The organism is Streptomyces sp. NPDC046197, from assembly GCF_040646295.1.
Classification (GTDB): Bacteria; Actinomycetota; Actinomycetes; order Streptomycetales; family Streptomycetaceae; genus Streptomyces.
The window spans coordinates 40,970-60,165 of record NZ_JBEYZY010000032.1 but is presented as its reverse complement, the minus strand read 5'-3'; the positions used below and the strand labels follow the sequence as shown (position 1 = coordinate 60,165).

The following is a 19,196-nucleotide window of genomic DNA, read 5'->3' as shown; positions in this document are numbered from 1 at the left end:
GGTGCGGCGGTGCGGCGGTGGGGCACGTGCGGTGCGGCGGTGCGGCGGTGCGGCGGTGCGGCACGTGCGGTGCGGCGTGCGCGTCATGGGTGGTACAGGGCGGCGAGCCGGAGCGCGTCCCGGGCGAAGCGGGCCCGCAGGCTCTCGGGGGCCAGCAGCTCCACCTCCGGCCCGAGCGCCATGAGCTGCGTGTGGGCGACCTCCTCGGACTCCACCGGCACGGTCACCGTCACCCACCCACGCTCGTCGGGGGCACCGGCTCCCTCCAGCGCCTCCCCGGCCGACAGCGCGTCGACGGCGTACGGCAGCCGGCGCACGCCCTCCGCGGACAGCCGCACCACGACCTCGGTCCGCAGAACGGATCTGGCGAACTGCTCGGCCCGCTGCTGCCAGAAGGCGGGCAGGTCGAACTCCTCGTCCCGGCCGAACCGGTCCTGGCCGGCCTCGACGGCCGTGAACCGGTCGATCCGGTACACCCGGAAGGAACCGTGCTCCGCGACCCGCGCACACAGGTACCAGACGCCCGCCTTGAGTACGAGGCCGTACGGCTCCAGCTCCCGGACGATCTCCCGCTCCCCGCGCCGGTAGCGGGCGGTGATCCGCCGGTCGCCCCAGACCGCGTCCGCGACGGCCGGCAACAGCGCGGGTGTCCGCGGCTCGCGGAACCAGCCCGGCGCGTCCAGGTGGAAACGCTGCGCCGCGGTGCGGGAGGCGTCGCGCAGGGAGGGCAGCAGTGCAGCGGACACCTTCAGCCGGGCGGCCGAGGCGGCGTCCTCCAGCCCCATCTCCCTGAGCGCCCCCGGTACCCCGCTGAGGAACAGCGCCTCGGCCTCGCCGCGGGCGAGCCCGGTCAGCCGCGTCCGGTACCCGCCGACGAGCCGGTACCCCCCGGCGCGCCCGCGGTCGGCGTACACCGGTACCCCCGCCTCCGACAGGGCCTGCGCGTCCCGGGTCACGGTCCGCTCCGACACCTTCAGCTCGCGGGCCAGCTCGGCGGCGGTCATGGAGTGCCGCGACTGAAGCAGCAGCACCATTTTGATCAGTCGGGCGGCGCGCATGCGGCCATCATGCCGGGGGGCACCGACAGCGAAGGGGCCGGAACAGTGAAGGGGCACGGCAGCAGCCGCACCCCTTCACGGAATCCCGGGACCTACAGCCCCTGTTCGCGGAAAGCCCGGGACCTACAGCCCGTACTTCTCCCGGGCCTCCTTGACCGCCGAGGCCTTGGCCTCGCCGCGCCTGGCGAGCTGGGCGAGGGCCGCGACCACGATCGACCGGGCGTCGACGCCGAAGTGACGGCGGGCGGCGTCACGGGTGTCCGACAGGCCGAAGCCGTCGGCGCCCAGCGAGGTGTAGTCCTGCTCGACCCACTGCGCGATCTGGTCCGGCACCTGGCGCATGTAGTCGGACACGGCCAGCACCGGCCCCTCGGCGCCCTGGAGCGCCTGCTGGACGAACGGCACCCGCTCCTCGCCCCGCAGCAGCGCCGCGTCCGCCTCCAGGGCGTCCCGGCGCAGCTCGCCCCAGGAGGTCGCCGACCACACGTCGGCGGCCACGCCCCACTCCTCGGCGAGCAGCTTCTGCGCCTCCAGCGCCCAGTGGATCGCCGTGCCGGAGCCCAGCAGCTGGATGCGCGGCGCGTTGGCGGTCACCGTCAGACCGGCCGACTCCGCCGTGTTGAAGCGGTACAGCCCCTTGACGATGCCCTCGTCGATGCCGAGGCCCGACGGCTTCGCCGGCTGCGGCAGCGGCTCGTTGTAGACGGTGAGGTAGTAGAAGACGTTCGGGTCCTCGCCGGGCAGCGCCTCGCCGTACATGCGGCGCAGGCCGTCCTTGACGATGGCCGCGACCTCGTAGGCGAACGCCGGGTCGTAGGTCAGCGCGGCCGGGTTGGTCGCGGCGATGACGGGGGAGTGCCCGTCCGCGTGCTGCAGGCCCTCACCGGTCAGCGTCGTGCGGCCCGCCGTCGCGCCGACCAGGAAGCCGCGGCCGAGCTGGTCGCCGAGCTGCCACATCTGGTCGGCCGTGCGCTGCCAGCCGAACATCGAGTAGAAGATGTAGAACGGGATCATCGCCTCGCCGTGCGTCGCGTACGCGGTCGACGCGGCGATGAAGTCGGCCATCGAACCGGCCTCGGTGATCCCCTCGTTGAGGATCTGGCCGTTCTTGGCCTCCTTGTAGTACATCAGCTGGTCGCGGTCGACCGGCTCGTACGTCTGGCCCTTGGGCGAGTAGATGCCCAGCGACGGGAACAGCGACTCCATGCCGAAGGTGCGTGCCTCGTCCGGGACGATCGGCACCCAGCGCCTGCCGGTCTCCTTGTCGCGGACCAGGTCCTTGATCAGGCGGACGAAGGCCATGGTGGTGGCCACGTTCTGGGAGCCGGAGCCCTTGTCGAAGGCGGCGAAGGTCTTGTCGGCCGGGGCCGGCAGCGGCGCGAGGGGGTGGACGCGGCGGGCCGGGGCCGGGCCGCCGAGGGCCGCGCGGCGCTCCTGGAGGTAGCGGACCTCGCGGGAGTCGGCGCCGGGGTGGCCGTAGGGCACCACGCCGTCGGCGAACCGCGCGTCCGGGATGGGCAGTTCGAGCAGGTCGCGCATCGACTTGAACTCGTCCACCGTCAGCTTCTTCATCTGGTGGTTGGCGTTCTTCGACGCGAAGCCCGGGCCGAGGGTGTGGCCCTTGACCGTCTGGGCCAGGATCACCGTCGGGGCGCCCTTGTGGGCCAGGGCCGCCCGGTAGGCGGCGTACACCTTGCGGGCCTCGTGACCACCGCGCGAGAGGTGGAAGCACTCGACGATCTTGTCGTCGCTCAGCAGCTTCGCCATCTCGGCCAGCGCGGGGTCGGCCCCGAAGAAGTCCTGCCGGATGTAGGCGGCGTCACGGGTCTGGTACGTCTGGATCTGCGCGTCCGGCACCTGGCGCAGGCGGCGTACCAGCGCGCCCGTGGTGTCCAGGGCGAACAGCTCGTCCCAGGCCGAGCCCCACAGCGTCTTGATCACGTTCCAGCCGGCGCCGCGGAACTGGGCCTCCAGCTCCTGCACGATCTTGAAGTTGGCGCGGACCGGGCCGTCCAGGCGCTGCAGGTTGCAGTTGATGACGAAGGTGAGGTTGTCCAGCTCCTCACGGGCGGCCAGCGCCAGGGCGGCGGTCGACTCCGGCTCGTCCATCTCACCGTCGCCGAGGAAGGCCCAGACGTGGGAGGCGGAGACGTCCTTGATGCCGCGGTTGGTGAGGTAGCGGTTGAACCGGGCCTGGTAGATCGCCGACAGCGGGCCGAGGCCCATGGAGACCGTCGGGAACTCCCACAGCCAGGGCAGGCGGCGCGGGTGCGGGTAGGAGGGCAGGCCGGCTCCGCCCGCCTCGCGGCGGAAGTTGTCCAGGTGCTGCTCGGTCAGGCGGCCGTCGAGGAAGGCACGGGCGTAGATGCCGGGGGAGGCGTGGCCCTGGATGTAGAGCTGGTCACCGGAGCCGGCGGCGTCCGGGGATTCCTTGCCCTTGAAGAAGTGGTTGAAGCCGGTCTCGTAGAGCCAGGCCGCGGAGGCGAAGGTGGCGATGTGGCCGCCGACGCCGTACTTGCTGCCGCGGGTCACCATCGCGGCCGCGTTCCAGCGGTTCCACGCGGTGATGCGGTGCTCCATCTCCTCGTCACCCTCGACGGCCGGCTCGGCGGCGGTCGGGATGGAGTTGACGTAGTCGGTCTCCAGGAGCTTCGGCAGCGCGACGCCGGCGCCCTCCGCGCGCTCCAGCGTGCGGCGCATCAGGTACGCGGCACGGTGCGGCCCGGCCGCCCTGGCGACGGCGTCCAGCGAGGCCTGCCATTCGGCGGTCTCCTCCGGGTCGCGGTCCGGGAGCTGGTCGAGCTCGCTCGGCTGGATGGCGTGGGGGTCGGTCATGTCGCCGCCTTCCTCAGTCGAAGGGGGTTCCCTCATCGGTAAGGGTTCGGGGTTGCCCTTGGTCTTTGGCAGGACAGGGCATGAGGCTCTGGTGAAAGCCCGTGGGGGACTGTAACTCCCTGATCGATGATCGATCAAAGGGTTGAGAGCGAAAACCTCTCGATTTCGAGAAAGTAGGCACGGGGTGTCTTTGCGGTAGGCACGCGGTGCCGTGTTCTCGAACGGTTTCCGCAGGTGAGCGCGGCAGTGCTCGACTGCCTCACGCCCGCGGCGCACACCCCAGCACGTGGGCCTTCACCAGCTCGGCGATCCGCGGGTCACGCCGCTTGAACGCCTCCACCAGCTCCTGGTGCTCCTCGGCGTACGACTGCTGGACCGTCCCCAGCCAGCGGATCGACAGGGCCGTGAAGACCTCGATGCCCAGGCCCTCCCAGGTGTGCAGCAGCACGGAGTTGTCGGCCGCGCGCACCAGCTCGCGGTGGAAGCCGACCGTGTGCCGCACCTGGGCGGTGCCGTCGGCCTCGCGGTCGGCCTCGTACAGGGCGGCCACGTGCGGCTCCAGGGCCGAGCAGTCCTCCGCCAGCCTGGCCGCCGCCAGCTCCGCCGCGATGGCCTCGAGACCGGCCCGCACCGGGTAGCTCTCCTCCAGGTCGGCGGCCGTCAGGTTGCGCACCCGTACGCCCTTGTTCGGCGCCGACTCGATCAGCCGCAGCGACTCCAGCTCGCGCAGCGCCTCCCTGACCGGTGTCTGGCTGACCTCCAGCTCGGTCGCGATCCGGCGCTCGACGATCCGCTCGCCCGGCTTCCAGCGCCCGCTGACGATCCCCTCCACGATGTGCTCGCGGATCTGTTCGCGCAGCGAGTGGACGACGGGCGCGGTCATGAGGGCTCCTCAGTCGGGGAGTTTGACGTTTAGACAATACGGCGGGTTCGCTCCGCGGGGAGGGCGTGTGGGGTGGCTTTCGTGCAGGTGAGACGAGGCTTACACGGCATGCGGCCGAGCAGCGGCGCCCAGGAGGCCGACCCGGCCGGGCGTCGCGCGGCGGCGGATGGTGCGTTCCTCGCGCCCGCGCGGCAAAGCCGCATACCGGTACAGCCCCGCACCCCTGAAAGCTCGGTGCCCCCGCCCGGAGATTCCGGGCGGGGGCACCGATGCACTGCACTGAGCGGCGATTACAGGCCGAGCTCGACCTCGAACTCGCCCGCCTCCAGGATCGCCTTGACCGCCGTCAGGTAACGGGCCGCGTCGGCGCCGTCCACCAGACGGTGGTCGTAGGAGAGGGTCAGGTAGGTCATGTCGCGGACGCCGATGACCGTGCCTTCCTCGGTCTCGATGACGGCCGGGCGCTTGACCGTGGCACCGATGCCGAGGATCGCGACCTGGCCCGGCGGCACGATGATCGTGTCGAACAGCGCGCCACGCGAACCGGTGTTGGAGATGGTGAAGGTCGCGCCGGACAGCTCGTCGGGCGTGATCTTGTTGGCGCGGACCTTGCCCGCGAGCTCCGCCGTGGCCTTGGCGATGCCGGCGATGTTGAGGTCACCGGCGTGCTTGATGACCGGGGTCATCAGGCCCTTCTCGGAGTCCACCGCGATACCGATGTTCTCGGAGTCGAAGTAGGTGATCGTGCCCTCGGCCTCGTTGATCCTGGCGTTGATGACCGGGTGGGCCTTCAGCGCCTGGGCCGCCGCCTTCACGAAGAACGGCATCGGGGAGAGCTTGACGCCCTCGCGCGCGGCGAAGGAGTCCTTGGCCTGGGCGCGCAGCCGCATCAGGCGCGTGACGTCGACCTCGACGACCGACGACAACTGGGCCTGCTCGTGCAGCGCCTTGACCATGTTGTCGCCGATGACCTTGCGGATCCGCGGCATCTTCACGGTCTGGCCGCGCAGCGGGGAGACCTCCAGCGCCGGGGCCTTCCTGGCGGCGGCCGGAGCGGCGGCGGCGGCCGGAGCCGGAGCGGCAGCGGCGGCCTTCGCGGCCTCGGCGGCGGCGACGACGTCCTGCTTGCGGATACGGCCGCCGACGCCGGTGCCCTTGACGGTGGCCAGGTCGACGCCGTTCTCGGCGGCGAGCTTGCGCACCAGCGGGGTCACGTACGCGCCCTCGTCGGTCGGCTGCGCGGCGGCCGGGACCGGCGTCACCGGAGCCGGGGCGGGCGCCGGAGCCGACGGGACCGGCTCGGGGGCCGGGGTGACCTGCTGCTGCGGGGCCGGAGCCGTCGGCGCCTGCGGAGCCGGGGCGGCGGGCGCCGGAACGGCCGGAGCCGGTGCGGCGGGTGCCGGTGCGGCGGCGGGCGCCGGGGCCTCGGCGGCGGGCGCCGGAGCCGGGGCGGCCGGGGCCGGAGCGGCGGCGGGGGCGGCGCCGGGCTGGCCGATGACGGCGAGCTTGGCGCCGACCTCGGCGGTCTCGTCCTCGCCGACCACGATCTGCAGGAGCACGCCGGAGGTGGGCGCCGGGATCTCGGTGTCGACCTTGTCGGTGGAGACCTCGAGCAGCGGCTCGTCGGCCTCGACGGAGTCGCCGACCGACTTCAGCCAGCGGGTGACGGTGCCCTCGGTGACGGACTCGCCGAGCGCGGGCAGGACCACGTCCGTGCCCTCGGCGGTGCCGCCACCGGCGGCGGCCTCGGCGGTCGGAGCCGGGGCGGGGGCGGCCTGCTCGGTGGACGGGGCGGCCGGGGCCGGGGCGGCCGGGGCCGGCGCGGGCTCGGCCGGAGCCTGCTCCGCGGCGGGGGCCGGGGCGGCCGCGGGGGCGCCGGTGCCGTCGTCGATGAGGGCCAGCTCGGCGCCGACCTCCACGGTCTCGTCCTCGGCGACCTTGATGGAGGCCAGTACACCGGCGGCGGGCGAGGGGATCTCGGTGTCGACCTTGTCGGTCGACACCTCGAGCAGCGGCTCGTCGGCCTCGACGCGCTCGCCCTCGGCCTTCAGCCAGCGGGTGACAGTGCCCTCGGTGACGCTCTCGCCGAGCGCCGGAAGGGTTACGGAAACCGCCATGGTTTCGGTTGCTCCTAACGAATTACGGAAGTCTGTGTCGTCGCGTCCGATGACTGAAGGCGTCAGTCGTGGGAGTGAAGCGGCTTGCCCGCCAGGGCCAGGTGGGCCTCGCCGAGCGCCTCGTTCTGCGTCGGGTGGGCGTGGATGAGCTGGGCGACCTCGGCAGGCAGCGCCTCCCAGTTGTAGATCAGCTGGGCCTCGCCGACCTGCTCGCCCATGCGGTCGCCGACCATGTGGACGCCGACCACGGCACCGTCCTTGACCTGGACGAGCTTGATCTCGCCCGCGGTCTTCAGGATCTTGCTCTTGCCGTTGCCCGCCAGGTTGTACTTCAGAGCGACGACCTTGTCCGCGCCGTAGACCTCCTTGGCCTTGGCCTCGGTGATGCCGACGGAGGCGACCTCCGGGTGGCAGTACGTGACCCGCGGGACACCGTCGTAGTCGATCGGAACGGTCTTCAGACCGGCCAGACGCTCCGCCACCAGGATGCCTTCGGCGAAGCCGACGTGCGCGAGCTGGAGCGTCGGGACCAGGTCGCCGACGGCGGAGATGGTCGGAACGTTGGTGCGCATGTACTCGTCGACGAGGACGTAGCCGCGGTCCATGGCGACCCCGGCCTCCTCGTAGCCCAGGCCCTGGGAGACCGGGCCGCGGCCGACGGCGACGAGGAGGACCTCGGCCTCGAACTCCTTGCCGTCGGCGAGGGTGACCTTGACACCGTCCTGGGTGTACTCGGCCTTCTGGAAGAAGGTGCCCAGGTTGAACTTGATGCCGCGCTTGCGGAAGGCGCGCTCAAGAAGCTTGGAGGAGTTCTCGTCCTCGACCGGGACGAGGTGCTTCAGACCCTCGATGACCGTGACGTCGGCACCGAAGGACTTCCACGCGGAGGCGAACTCGACGCCGATGACGCCGCCGCCCAGGATGATCGCCGACTTCGGCACGCGGTCCAGGACCAGGGCGTGGTCGGAGGAGATGATGCGGTTGCCGTCGATCTCCAGTCCCGGCAGCGACTTCGGCACGGAGCCGGTCGCCAGCAGGACGTGACGGCCCTGGATCCGCTGCCCGTTGACGTCCACGGAGGTGGCGGAGGACAGCCGGCCCTCACCCTCGATGTAGGTCACCTTGCGAGAGGCGATCAGGCCCTGCAGACCCTTGTACAGGCCCGAGATCACGTCGTCCTTGTACTTGTGGACGGCCGGTACGTCGATGCCCTCGAAGGTGGCCTTGACGCCGAACTGCTCGCTCTCACGGGCCTGATCGGCGATCTCGCCCGCGTGCAGCAGGGCCTTCGTGGGGATGCAACCCCGGTGCAGGCAGGTGCCGCCGACCTTGTCCTTCTCGATCAGGGCGACGTCCAGGCCCAGCTGCGCCCCGCGCAGGGCCGCGGCGTAACCACCGCTACCACCGCCGAGGATCACTAGGTCGAAAACGGTGCTGGCGTCGTTCGCCACGTCACGTCCTCCATGCATGTGCGCCGTACGCCGGTCTCCGATGACCGGCAGGCGGCTGGTGTCCGGCCGCTGAAGCTTCGGCCCTTCGGTGGGGGCCCTGTCCTGCCGAGCCCCATCTTCGCACTTGTCGGGAGTGAACGAGACGCGGGGCCGGGGTGTGAAACAGCCCACGTAGGGACAGCCGCCCACGCGGGCGCGGGGTACTGCGCGCCCAGCCACACCCGGTCCGCAGCCGTCTCGGGACGGGAGGGACCGAGGCACTGGGCGCACAGCCAGGGGCATCAGCCCAGGTCACCCGCGGCGGTGAGCTCGGCGAGCCGCACCAGCGTCCGCACTCCGGACCCCGTGCCGCCCTTCGGCGTGTAACCGAACGGGCCCTGCTCGTTGAACGCCGGTCCGGCGATGTCGAGGTGGGCCCAGGTGATGCCCTCGCCGACGAACTCGCGCAGGAACAGGCCCGCGACCAGTCCGCCGCCCATCCGCTCACCCATGTTGGCGATGTCGGCGGTGGGGGAGTCCATGCCCTTGCGCAGGTGCTCCGGCAGCGGCATCGGCCAGGCCTCCTCGCCGGCCTCCTCGGCGGCCTCGTGGACCGCGGTGCGGAACGCCTCGTCGTTCGCCATGATCCCGAAGGTGCGGTTGCCGAGCGCCAGCACCATCGCGCCGGTCAGCGTCGCCACGTCCACGATCGCGTCCGGCTTCTCCTGCGAGGCGGCCCACAGCGCGTCCGCGAGCACGAGCCGGCCCTCGGCGTCGGTGTTGAGCACCTCCACCGTCTTGCCGCTGTACATGCGCAGCACGTCACCCGGGCGGGTGGCGGAGCCGGAGGGCATGTTCTCGGCCAGCGCGAGCCAGCCGGTGACGTTGACGTCCAGGCCCAGGCGGGCGGCCGTGACGACGGCGGCGAACACGGAGGCCGCGCCGGCCATGTCGCACTTCATGGTCTCGTTGTGGCCGGCCGGCTTGAGCGAGATGCCGCCCGAGTCGTAGGTGATGCCCTTGCCGACGAGCGCGAGGTGCTTCTTCGCCTTGGGGCTCGTGTACGACAGCTTCACCAGCCGCGGCGGCGCGGCCGAGCCGGCGCCGACCCCGAGGACACCGCCGTAGCCGCCCTTGGCCAGCGCCTTCTCGTCGAGCACCTGCACCTTCAGGCCGTGCTCCTTCGCCGCCGCCTGGGCGATCGCGGCGAACGCCGCCGGGGTCAGGTCGTTGGGCGGGGTGTTGACCAGGTCGCGGGCGCGGTTGAGCTCCTCGCACAGGGCGGTGGCGCGTTCCACCGCCGCCTTGTACGCCTTGTCGCGGGGCCTGCCGCCGAGCAGGGCGATCTCGGCGAGGGGCGCCTTGCCGTTCTTGGCCTTCGGGTCCTTGCCGTTGTCCTTGTAGGCGTCGAACGCGTACCCGCCCAGCAGCGCGCCCTCGGCGACCGCACCGGCGTCGGCGGCGTCGGCGATCGGCAGGGCGAAGGCGGCCTTCTTCGCGCCGACGAGGGCACGGGCGGCCACGCCGGCCGCCCGGCGCAGCGCCTCGGCGTCGTACTCGGCGTCCTTCTCCGGCTCCGCGCCCAGGCCCACCGCCACCACGAGCGGGGCCTTGAAACCGGACGGCGCGGGCAGCTTCGTCACCTCGCCCTCGGCACCGGAGGCACCGAGGGTCTCCAGGACGCCGGCGAGCTTGCCGTCGTACGCCTTGTCGACGGCCTCGGCGCCCGGTGCGACGACCAGGTCTCCGGACTTGGAGCCAGAGCCCTTGGCGACACCGATCACGATCGCGTCGGCCCGCAGGCCGGGCGCCGCGGCGGTGCTGAGAGTGAGAGCAGTCACGGTGGTGAAATCTCGCTTCCCTATGAAATGTGTGTGGCCGAATGCGGGTGGGTCGACCGGGCCCGACACACGACCCTAGATCCCTCCTGCGATGCGGTGATCACCTGGGCAGGCAAACACCGGCACGAGCCTACGCGCGGTGCGCCACGGTTCCGGCCCACGGGGTTCACCCGGCGTCGGCGTCGGCGCCACCTCCCGATCCTCGCACTCCGGTGACCGGGAACACAGCCGCCGAGGCCGGCCGACGCCCGCCCCGGTCCCCGCGAGGGCCGAGCCCGATGACCGCCGTGCCCGCCAGCCGGTCGGCCAGCGACCGGCGGGCGGGGAGGAGGACCGGCAGGGCGTTGAGGAAGAAGACCACCACGGCCACCGCCCACACGAGCACCGACGCAAGGAAGTGGCCCTCGACCAGCAGCACGCAGGCCACGGCGTAGACGGCCACGTCGGCGGTCGTGGTGATCGCGGCTCGCAGGGCCGCCCGGCGCGCCCGGCCCGGGGCCACCCTCAGCCCGAGCAGTCCCTTGCCGATCGTCCGGCCGGCGAGAGCGAGGCAGCCCCACTGGTAGAGGAAGGTGACCAGGACCAGCAGTCCGAAGGCCTCCTCCACGTACAGCACCGCGCTGTTCCACAGCGACAGCCCGAGGTGCTCCGAGGCGCCGACCACGTCGCCGCGCGAGGTGAGCAGGTCCAGGCCGCTGCGCGTGGCGAGCTCGGGCACGTCGGTGACGAGCGCGGAGATCCGGTGGAAGGTGAGCACGGCGAGCGCCGAGGCCGCCGCGGCCACCAGAGCGAAGTCGATGAACCAGGCCATGGCACGGCGCAGTTTCGGCACGGACGTCCCCCGATCGTGATCACACGTCTGTTCGGCGGATCACAGTAGCCACGGAGCGGGAGGGACACCGGGGACGAGCCGCGATCGTTTCAGCCCAGTGACAGTGTGACGAGGGCGGCGGTCGCCGCGGTCTCCGCCAGCCCGCCGAAGACGTCGCCGGTCACGCCGCCGAAGCGGCGCGTGCAGTGGCGGAGCAGGACCTCGGCGACGGCGGCCGACAGCACCACGGCAGCCGCCGCCCGAACGCCGTCGCCCGCTCCGAGAAGCGCGCCCCCGCCGGCCGCCGCCGCTGAGACCAGCAGGGCCGCGAGCAGCGCCGCACGGCCGGGAACCACCCCCGCAACGGCGGCGCCCAGCCCCTCCGGCCGGGCGGCCGGCACCCCGGCGCGCGCGGCCAGGGTGAGCGCAAGACGGGCGGCGGTGGCCGAGACCACGGCGGCCAGGGCACCCCGGGCCCAGGAGCCCGCGTAGGCCTCCGTCAGGGCCGCCACCTGCGCCAGCAGTACGAAGACGAGCGTGATCACGCCGAAGGGGCCGATGTCCGACTGCTTCATGATGCGCAGCGCGTCCTCGGCGGGCTTCGCGCTGCCGAGTCCGTCCGCGGTGTCGGCGAGCCCGTCCAGATGCAGACCGCGGGTCAGCGCGGCGGGCACGGCGGCGGTCGCGACGGCGGCGAGCAGATCGCTCGCGCCGAGGAACAGCAACAGCAGGCCGGCCGCGGCCGCGACCGTCCCCACGACGACCCCGACGACCGGCGCACACAGCATCCCGCCCCGCGCGGCCCCGCGGTCCCAGCGGCTCACCCGTACCGGAAACACGGAGAGGGTGCCGAAGGCGAACCGGAGACCGTGCAACGTCGGGATCTTCAACACGCGGGGAGAATACGGGACCTGCGCACGTCCCTCGCGGGCGGGCAGTGTGCCGGGGGGCGCGGCACACTACTGGCATGGGGCACTGGCTGGAGCGGAACATCGTCGAACCCGGCAAACTGCCCCTGCTCCTCGCCCTGGGCGCCTTCGTCCTCACCTTCGCGGTCACCCGGGTCATCACCCGCCTCATCCGTGCGGGGAGGGGCCCGTTCGGCAACGTCAAGGCCGGCGGTCTGCACATCCACCACGTCGTCCCCGGCGTCGTCCTCGTCGTCGTCGGCGGGTTCGGCGCGGTCGCCGGGAGCGGTCACCACGGCTTCGGCGCCCCCGCCTTCGCGGTGGTCTTCGGCATCGGAGCGGGCCTCGTCCTGGACGAGTTCGCGCTCATCCTGCACCTGGACGACGTCTACTGGACGGAGGCCGGCCGGCAGAGCGTCGAGGTCGTCGTCCTCACCGCGGCCCTGGTCGGTCTGGTCCTCGCCGGCTTCACCCCCTTCGGCGTCAACGACATGTCCGCGGACGAACTGCAGGACCGTGGCACGGTCATCGCGACCGTCGCCGTCAACTTCCTCTTCGCCCTGATCGCGCTGAGCAAGGGCAAGGCCCGCCTGGCGATCTTCGGGGTGATCGTCCCGGTCATCGCCCTGGTCGCCGCGGTCCGCCTGGCCCGCCCCGGATCCCCGTGGGCCAGACGCTTCTACCGGCGCCGCCCGCGCGCCCGGGCCCGCGCCAGCCTGCGCGCCTACCATCACGACCGCCGCTGGGCCGGTCGGAGCCGCGCGTTTCAGGACTGGATCGGCGGCAAGCCCGACCCGGAGGCGGCGCGCCTGCCCGGCCGCAGATGAGGCCGCCGGTACCCCGCCGCCGACCACGCGCACACCAGGGTCACCCCCACGACCGCCGCCAGGTGCTCCTTGCCGGCCAGGTTCTCCTTCAGCCCCACCTCGACCGCCATCGCCGCCACCACCGCGCCCGCCGTGGTGTACGCCCCGTAGCGCCAGCCGAGGTACACGGCGAGCCCCACAACGGCCGCCGACGGGCCGGTGTCCACGACGTGGGCGTCCGTGCCGGGCAGCCCCAGCGGGTGGTGCGGGCCCAGTGCGATGCCGACGCGCGCGTACAACGTGCCGGCGAGCGTGGCGACGTACGCGACCCCCGGTGCCCGCCACGGGCCCAGGCAGATCTCGGCGATCCCGAACACGATCAGGATCTGCGCCAGCGCGCCCCACACCGGCAGGTCCGGCGCCGGCACACACAGCGACAGCGGGGTGCGTAACAGCGACAGCCACAGCGGGTCCTCGGCCCGTACGGCCCCGATGTGCTGGACGAACCGGTAGCCCCAGGACTGGTTCTGCACGAACTGCAGTGCCCCGGTCAGGCACACCGCCCCGACGGTCATCGGGATCGCCCGCGGGCCCCGCTTGAGGAGCGGCTCGCGCACGGTGGCGTACAGCAGCCCCCATTCGGTGCGGGCCCAGCGGGCGAGCGTTCTCATCTGTGTGTCTCCAGGTGCTTGCGGTGCAGCCACTTCGGCAGTCCCGGAGCCTCCAGGAACCCCTCCGCGCGCGCCGCCGCGAGGCCGATGCGCAGCAGATCCGCGCTCTTCTCGAAGAGCAGGAACCGGGGCTCCCAGATGGGCCGGTACTTCGCGTTGGCGCGGTACAGCGACTCGATCTGCCACCAGCGCGAGAAGAAGCTGAGGAGCGACCGCCACAGCCTCAGCACCGGTCCCGCGCCGAGGCGTGCGCCACGTTCGAAGACCGAACGGAACACGGCGAAGTTGAGTGAGACCTGGGTGATCTCGATCTCCCGGGCACGGCGCAGGAGTTCGAGCACCATGAACTCCATCAGCCCGTTCTCGGCGTCGCGGTCACGCCGCATCAGGTCCAGGGACAGACCGCAGGGCCCCCACGGCACGAAGGAGAGCAGCGCCCGCAGGCCGCCGTGCGCGTCGTGGCACTCCAGCAGCACGCACCGGCCGTCCTCCGGGTCCCCGAGCCGCCCCAGCGCCATGCTGAACCCGCGCTCGGTGGCCCCGTCCCGCCAGTCGTCCGCCCGGTCGATCAGATACGCCATCTCGGCCGCCGGGACGTCCTCGTGCCGCCGGATGCGCACCGTGTACCCGGCCCGCGCGACGCGGTTGTAGGCCTGCCGCACGGTCCGCATGGCCCGGCCCTCGAGGGTGAAGTCCGCGACCTCCACCACGGCCTCGTCGCCGAGTTCCAGGGCGTCGAGCCCGTGCCGCGCGTACACCGTCCCCGCCTCCTCGCTCGCCCCCATCACGGCCGGGATCCACCCGTGCGCCCGCGCCTCGGCCAGCCACGGCTCGATGGCGCCCGGCCAGGCCTCGGGGTCGCCGAGCGGATCCCCGGAGGCCAGGGAGACCCCGCCGACCACGCGATAGGCGACGGCCGCCTTGCCGGTGGGCGACCAGGTCACGCTCTTCTCCCGCCGCAGCGCGAAGTAGCCGAGGGAGTCGCGCTCGCCGTGCCGCTCCAGCAGCGCCCGCAGCCGTTTCTCGTCGTCCTCGGTGAGCGGGTCGACGGCGCGCCGGGAGCGGAAGGCGGCGTACAGGACGGCCAGGACCAGGGCCGTGGAGAGCACGTTGACCGCGACATTGGCCCAGTTCGGCGTGTCGACGCCGGGGAAGCGGGCCTCCGGGGCGGCGACCGAGACCAGCCGCAGCGTGCCGTAGTGCCAGCGTTCGGGGAACGTCGAACGCGCCGCGTCCGGCGCCTGGTTGGTGACCGTCACCAGCAGCCCGGCCAGCAGCGAGCAGACCAGCAGCCCGCCGACCGCCACGACGGCGGCGAGCTTCGGGTTGGACCGGTCGCCCTTGGCGTAGAACTCGCGCCGTCCGAGGAGCAGGGCGGCGACGAACACGGCGGTCAGGAGCAGGGAGACCCAGTTCTGTGGCGACCGGCGGATCTCCGGCAGGGTCATGGCGAGCCCGAACAGCGCCAGGAACGGCCCGCTGAGCGCGAGGTTGAGGATCCAGGCCGCCCGCTTTCGGCGCCGCATGGTGATGGCCAGGAAGGCGGCGAACACGCCGGAGGCGAAGCCGGCGGTGAGCAGGTACGGCGTGAAGAGGTTCTCCTGGTTGTGCCGTCGCACGTCCTGCCCCAGGGAGACCCACACCGCGCTGAGGAAGTTGACGAACGCGACGGCCCGCAGATACCAGACGGCCGAGGCGGCCCCTCGCCGCGAAGCGGCGCTGGACCGCCGGCGTCTGCTGCCCGGCGTGGCCGGGGGCGCTTCCTGTTCCACGGCAGATCGGGCATACCCCATGGGGATCGATCATATGGGGGTCAACCTGGCGAACCGCTCTTTTCGGTTGTCCGGTCTGCCGCTCCGGCCGCTCCGGTCGTCGTGCCGGTCACGGCCGCCCGCGGATCACTCGACCCCGCCCGCGCCCTCGGCCGCCTTCTGCTCCGGCTCTTCCTTCGGCCCCGGCTCCTCCGCCTTCTCCGGCTGCTCGGTCTTCTCCGCATCCCCGGCCCGTTCGGGAAGCTCCGCGGCCAGCGCGGCGGCGCTCTGCACCAGCGGCAGCGCCAGCAGCGCCCCGGTCCCCTCCCCGACGGTCACCCCGTGGTCCAGCAGCGGCTCCAGCGCCATCCGGTCCAGCGCCTTCGCCTGGCCCGGCTCCCCGCTGCTCTGCCCCGCCAGCCACCAGTCCGGCGCCCGGAACGCCACCCGCTGCGCCACCAGGGCGCACGCGGCCGACACCACCCCGTCCAGGATCACCGGCAGCTTCCGCACCGCACTCTGCAGCAGGAAGCCCGTCATCGCGGCGAGGTCGGCCCCGCCGACCGTCGCCAGCAGCTGCAACTGGTCGCCGAGCACCGGCCGGGCCCGCCGCAGCGCGTCCCGGATCGCTGCGCACTTGCGCATCCACGCCAGGTCGTCGATCGTCTCGCCGCCGCGCCCGGTCACCACGGACGCGTCCGTCCCGCACAGCGCGGCGACCAGCACGGCGGCCGCCGTGGTCCCGCCCACGCTGACATCGCCGAGCACCACCAGGTCGGTACCGGAGTCGGCCTCCTCGTCGGCCACCGCCACCCCGGCGCGGAACGCGGCCTCGGCCTCCTCGAGGGTCAGCGCGTCCTCGATGTCGATGCGTCCGCTGCCGCGGCGCACCCGGTGCCGTACGACGTCCGCGGGCAGCGCCTCGGGTGCGCAGTCCAGCGCCATGTCCACCACCCGCACCGGCACCCCGAGCCGCCGGGCCAGCACGGACACCGGCCGGCCGCCTTCCAGGACCGCCCGCACCAACTGCTCGGCACTGCCCGCGGGCCGCTTCGAGACGCCGAGTCCGGCGACCCCGTGGTCGCCGGCGAACAGCACCAGCCGCGGCCGTTCGATCGGCCGCACCGGCACGGCGCCCTGTGCCGCGGCCAGCCACTCACCCAGGTCGTCGAGGCGGCCCAGCGCTCCGGGCGGCACGATCCGACGTTCCCGGCGCGCCTCGGCGTCACGGCGCACACCGCCGTCCGGGCGCTCGATCAGATCGGTGAAGTCGTCGAGATTCAGCGAGCTCATTCGCCGAACAGTACCGGCCCCGGTCGAACACGGCCGCGCCACATCGCCACCACACCCCCACGACGTGATTGCACCCGAGATCGCGATCCCATACGTTCCTTTTGCAGCGGATTGTCGTACGTCCCTGCCGTACGCCCCTCGCGTCCCACCGGGAGAGCCGCCCATGCCGCCCCTGCCGTACGCCCCGCAGGTCTACGACCCGCGCCGCATCGCGTACGCCGCCGAACTCGCGCGGGGTGTCGACCGCTTCCACGAGCCGCGCCGTGACGACTGCCCCTGGTGCGGATCCGGGCGGCTGCGCACCCGGCTGTGCGCTCCGGACCTGCTGCAGCACAAGCCGGGCACGTTCGCGGTCGACCGGTGCCAGGACTGCGGGCACGCCTTCCAGAACCCCCGCCTCACCGCGGAGGGACTGGCCTTCTACCTCCGGGACCTGGACGAGAGCGACCCCGAGGGCCTCGCCGGGCGTGTCCTCGCGGCCCGCCGAAGCCACCGGGGCCACCGGGCCGTCGCCCACCTGATGCGCGAGGTGGGGGAGCCGGAGAGCTGGCTGGACGCCGGCACCGGCCACGCCGCTTTCCCGCACGCGGCACGGGAGGTCTTCCCGTACACCTCCTTCGACGGCCTCGACCCCACGACGCGCGTGGAACGGGCCCGTGCCGCCGGGCGGATCGAGGAGGCGCACGTCGGCCACCTGGCCGACCCGCGCGTCGCGGACCGGCTGCGCGGCCGCTACGACGTGGTCAGCATGTTCCGCCACCTCGCCCACGTCCCCGACCCCCGGGCGGAGTTGAGGGGAGCCCTGGCCGCGCTGCGCCCAGGCGGACATCTGCTGGTCGAAGTCCCCGACCCGCGCTGCGTGTTCGCCCCGCTGCTGGGCAAGTGGTGGCTGCCGCACGGCCAGCCGCGCCATCTGCACCTGATGCCGCTGCGCAACCTCCGCGCGGAACTGGAGTCCCAGGGCTGCACAGTCCTCGCCGTGGACCGTCGCACCCCCCACACGCCCTCCGACCTGTCGGCGGCCGTCACCCTGGCCCTCACCCACCTGCTGCCGGCGGCCGACGCCCCCTGGCGCGCCGAGCCGCCGAGCGAGCTGCAGCGGCTGCTGCGCGCGGCCCTGGCCGCGGCGACCAGTCCGCTCGTGGCCGCGGCGGCGGCCTGCGACCACGTCCTGGCCCCCCTGCTCCGCCGCACCCCCGGCTGCTCGAACGCGTACCGGATCGTGGCACGGCGGGACACTCCCTGACCGGCCGTCAGCCGCGCAGTACCAGTGCCTGGCCCGCCACCACCAGCAGTACCTGCTCGCACTCCTGAGCGAACGCGGCGTTCAGGCGGCCGAGTTCGTCCCGGTACCGCCGCCCCGACGCGGTGGCCGGCACGATGCCCGAGCCCACCTCGTTGGACACCGCGACCACGGTCCGCCGGGTCGAGCGCAGCGCGTCCGTCAACCGCGTCACCCGTTCCCGCAGCGCCCGTTCCCCGCCGTCCGCCCACTGGGCGTCGTCCCAGGCACCGACGGAGTCCATCGCGTCCGTCAGCCACAGCGACAGGCAGTCGACGAGCAGCGGAGGCCCGTCCTGCTCCAGCAGCGGCACCAGGTCGCAGGTCTCGGTCGTACGCCACGACCCCGGCCGCCGGTCCCGGTGCGCGGCGACCCGGGCCGCCCACTCGGCGTCCCCGCCCCGGGACCCGCCGGTGGCGACGTACAGCACCTCGGGGAAGGACTCCAGCCGCCGTTCGGCCTCCACCGACTTGCCGGACCGGGCTCCGCCCAGCACCAGCGTGCGCCGCGGCACGTCCGGCACGTCCTCGTACGCCCCGACGGTCAGCGTGGTGCCGTCCGGTACCGCCCGCGCGCCCGCCGCCGCGAGCCGCCGGCGCAGCTCCGCGCCCGGCGGCACGTCGTGGTCGAGGTGGACGGCGACCACGTCCGTGGTCGGCCCGACCGAGCCCACCGCCCGCAGCTTGGCCAGGGCGTCCGGCCGTCCCACGACGTCCGCGAGGACCATGTCGTACGCCTCCGCGGACGCCTCCTCGAGACCGGCCGGCGCGCCGCCCGGCGGCAGGTACAGCAACCGCTGCCCGACCGGCCCGGTCACCGCGTACCCGGTGCCCGGGGCGTCCAGCGCCACCGCCCGCACCCGATGACCCGTCAGCAGCGTCAACTCCCGCCCGTCCGGCACCCGGCCGGGCTGCGGCAGCCCGGCCGGCACCTCGACGGCGGGCCCGTCGTGCGGATGCGACAGCAGCACCTGCCGTACCCCGCCCAGTGAATGCCCGGCCCGCGCGGCGGCGAACGCCGCACCCGGCGTCAGGTCCAGCAGCAGCGCCTCGTCCACGAGCAACGCGGTCGCCGCCCGCGCGTCCGCGCCGAGCGCCGCGGCACAGGCCGCGCAGGGACAGTGGGGGCGGGGAAGTCCCGCAGGAGCACCGGTACCGAGCAGAGTCACATCCACGCCCCCGATTTTCACCCGTCCCCCCACCCCCGCGCACCGCCGGCCACAGCAGCCGCGCGGCGTGCCCACAAGGGGGCGCGGGGAACTGCGCGACCGGCCCCCACAAACCCGCAGGCGACACACGACCGCGCCGACCCGGGCTCGCAGCACCGGTCGAAGCGCACACCTGTCCACGAAGGCGTGCCCACAAGGGGGCGCGGGGAACTGCGCGACCGGCCCCCACGACCCGCAGCCGACACGCGACCGCGCCGACCCGGGCTCGCAGCACCGGTCGAAGCGCACACCTGTCCACGAAGGCGTGCCCACAAGGGGGCGCGGGGAACTGCGCGACCGGCC

General features: G+C 73.2%; 14 protein-coding genes. 2 read left to right on the top strand and 12 right to left on the bottom strand.

Features of this window, described 5'->3' with window-relative positions; translation table 11 throughout:
• Nucleotides 1-83: 83 nt before the first annotated feature.
• From AB0A61_RS32400 to AB0A61_RS32365, 8 genes are all read right to left on the bottom strand, one after another.
• On the bottom strand, nt 84-1,058 hold the full coding sequence (locus tag AB0A61_RS32400; protein WP_361300270.1) for a WYL domain-containing protein: 975 nt from the start codon (nt 1,056-1,058) through the stop codon (nt 84-86).
• 123 nt (nt 1,059-1,181) lie between these two features.
• Entirely contained in the window at nt 1,182-3,893 is a 2,712-nt protein-coding gene (gene aceE / locus AB0A61_RS32395; RefSeq protein ID WP_361300267.1) for a pyruvate dehydrogenase (acetyl-transferring), homodimeric type, read from the bottom strand.
• Between the two features lie 259 nt (nt 3,894-4,152).
• Nucleotides 4,153-4,776 carry a GntR family transcriptional regulator gene (locus AB0A61_RS32390; RefSeq protein ID WP_361300264.1) on the bottom strand — a complete coding sequence of 208 codons (624 nt, stop codon included), beginning with the start codon at nt 4,774-4,776 and terminating at the stop codon, nt 4,153-4,155.
• A 290-nt stretch (nt 4,777-5,066) separates the two neighbouring features.
• Entirely contained in the window at nt 5,067-6,893 is a 1,827-nt protein-coding gene (sucB, locus tag AB0A61_RS32385; RefSeq protein ID WP_361300261.1) for a 2-oxoglutarate dehydrogenase, E2 component, dihydrolipoamide succinyltransferase, read from the bottom strand.
• A 62-nt stretch (nt 6,894-6,955) separates the two neighbouring features.
• Nucleotides 6,956-8,344, bottom strand: coding sequence for a dihydrolipoyl dehydrogenase (gene lpdA / locus AB0A61_RS32380; RefSeq protein WP_361300258.1), 1,389 nt, complete (start codon nt 8,342-8,344; stop codon nt 6,956-6,958).
• Nucleotides 8,345-8,625: 281 nt separating this feature from the next.
• Entirely contained in the window at nt 8,626-10,164 is a 1,539-nt protein-coding gene (locus AB0A61_RS32375; RefSeq protein ID WP_361300255.1) for a leucyl aminopeptidase, read from the bottom strand.
• Nucleotides 10,165-10,330: 166 nt separating this feature from the next.
• Nucleotides 10,331-10,975, bottom strand: a complete 645-nt coding sequence (locus tag AB0A61_RS32370; protein ID WP_361300252.1) for an RDD family protein — start codon at nt 10,973-10,975, stop codon at nt 10,331-10,333.
• 110 nt (nt 10,976-11,085) lie between these two features.
• Nucleotides 11,086-11,868: an adenosylcobinamide-GDP ribazoletransferase gene (locus tag AB0A61_RS32365; protein ID WP_361300249.1), complete on the bottom strand. Its 783-nt coding sequence runs from the start codon at nt 11,866-11,868 to the stop codon at nt 11,086-11,088.
• Between the two features lie 74 nt (nt 11,869-11,942).
• Here AB0A61_RS32365 and AB0A61_RS32360 point away from each other — a divergent pair, with 74 nt between their 5' ends.
• On the top strand, nt 11,943-12,710 hold the full coding sequence (locus AB0A61_RS32360) for a hypothetical protein (protein WP_361300246.1): 768 nt from the start codon (nt 11,943-11,945) through the stop codon (nt 12,708-12,710).
• Here AB0A61_RS32360 and AB0A61_RS32355 read toward each other — a convergent pair.
• The 3 genes from AB0A61_RS32355 to cobT all read right to left on the bottom strand — a co-directional run bounded on the left by AB0A61_RS32355 (nt 12,650) and on the right by cobT (nt 16,404).
• A complete protein-coding gene (locus AB0A61_RS32355; protein WP_361300243.1) occupies nt 12,650-13,360 on the bottom strand; it encodes a hypothetical protein in 711 nt (236 codons plus the stop codon). The two genes, AB0A61_RS32360 and AB0A61_RS32355, sit on opposite strands and share 61 nt — an antisense overlap.
• A complete protein-coding gene (locus tag AB0A61_RS32350) occupies nt 13,357-15,153 on the bottom strand; it encodes a phosphatidylglycerol lysyltransferase domain-containing protein (protein WP_361300240.1) in 1,797 nt (598 codons plus the stop codon). Before AB0A61_RS32350 ends, AB0A61_RS32355 begins: the two co-directional genes overlap by 4 nt.
• 105 nt (nt 15,154-15,258) lie before the next feature.
• Nucleotides 15,259-16,404, bottom strand: coding sequence for a nicotinate-nucleotide--dimethylbenzimidazole phosphoribosyltransferase (gene cobT / locus AB0A61_RS32345; RefSeq protein WP_361300237.1), 1,146 nt, complete (start codon nt 16,402-16,404; stop codon nt 15,259-15,261).
• A 163-nt stretch (nt 16,405-16,567) separates the two neighbouring features.
• On the opposite strand from cobT, the gene AB0A61_RS32340 reads away from it, so the two are divergent.
• On the top strand, nt 16,568-17,650 hold the full coding sequence (locus AB0A61_RS32340; RefSeq protein WP_361300234.1) for a class I SAM-dependent methyltransferase: 1,083 nt from the start codon (nt 16,568-16,570) through the stop codon (nt 17,648-17,650).
• Nucleotides 17,651-17,657: 7 nt separating this feature from the next.
• Here AB0A61_RS32340 and AB0A61_RS32335 read toward each other — a convergent pair whose 3' ends face one another.
• Entirely contained in the window at nt 17,658-18,860 is a 1,203-nt protein-coding gene (locus AB0A61_RS32335) for a bifunctional adenosylcobinamide kinase/adenosylcobinamide-phosphate guanylyltransferase (RefSeq protein WP_361300231.1), read from the bottom strand.
• Nucleotides 18,861-19,196 lie beyond the last annotated feature (336 nt).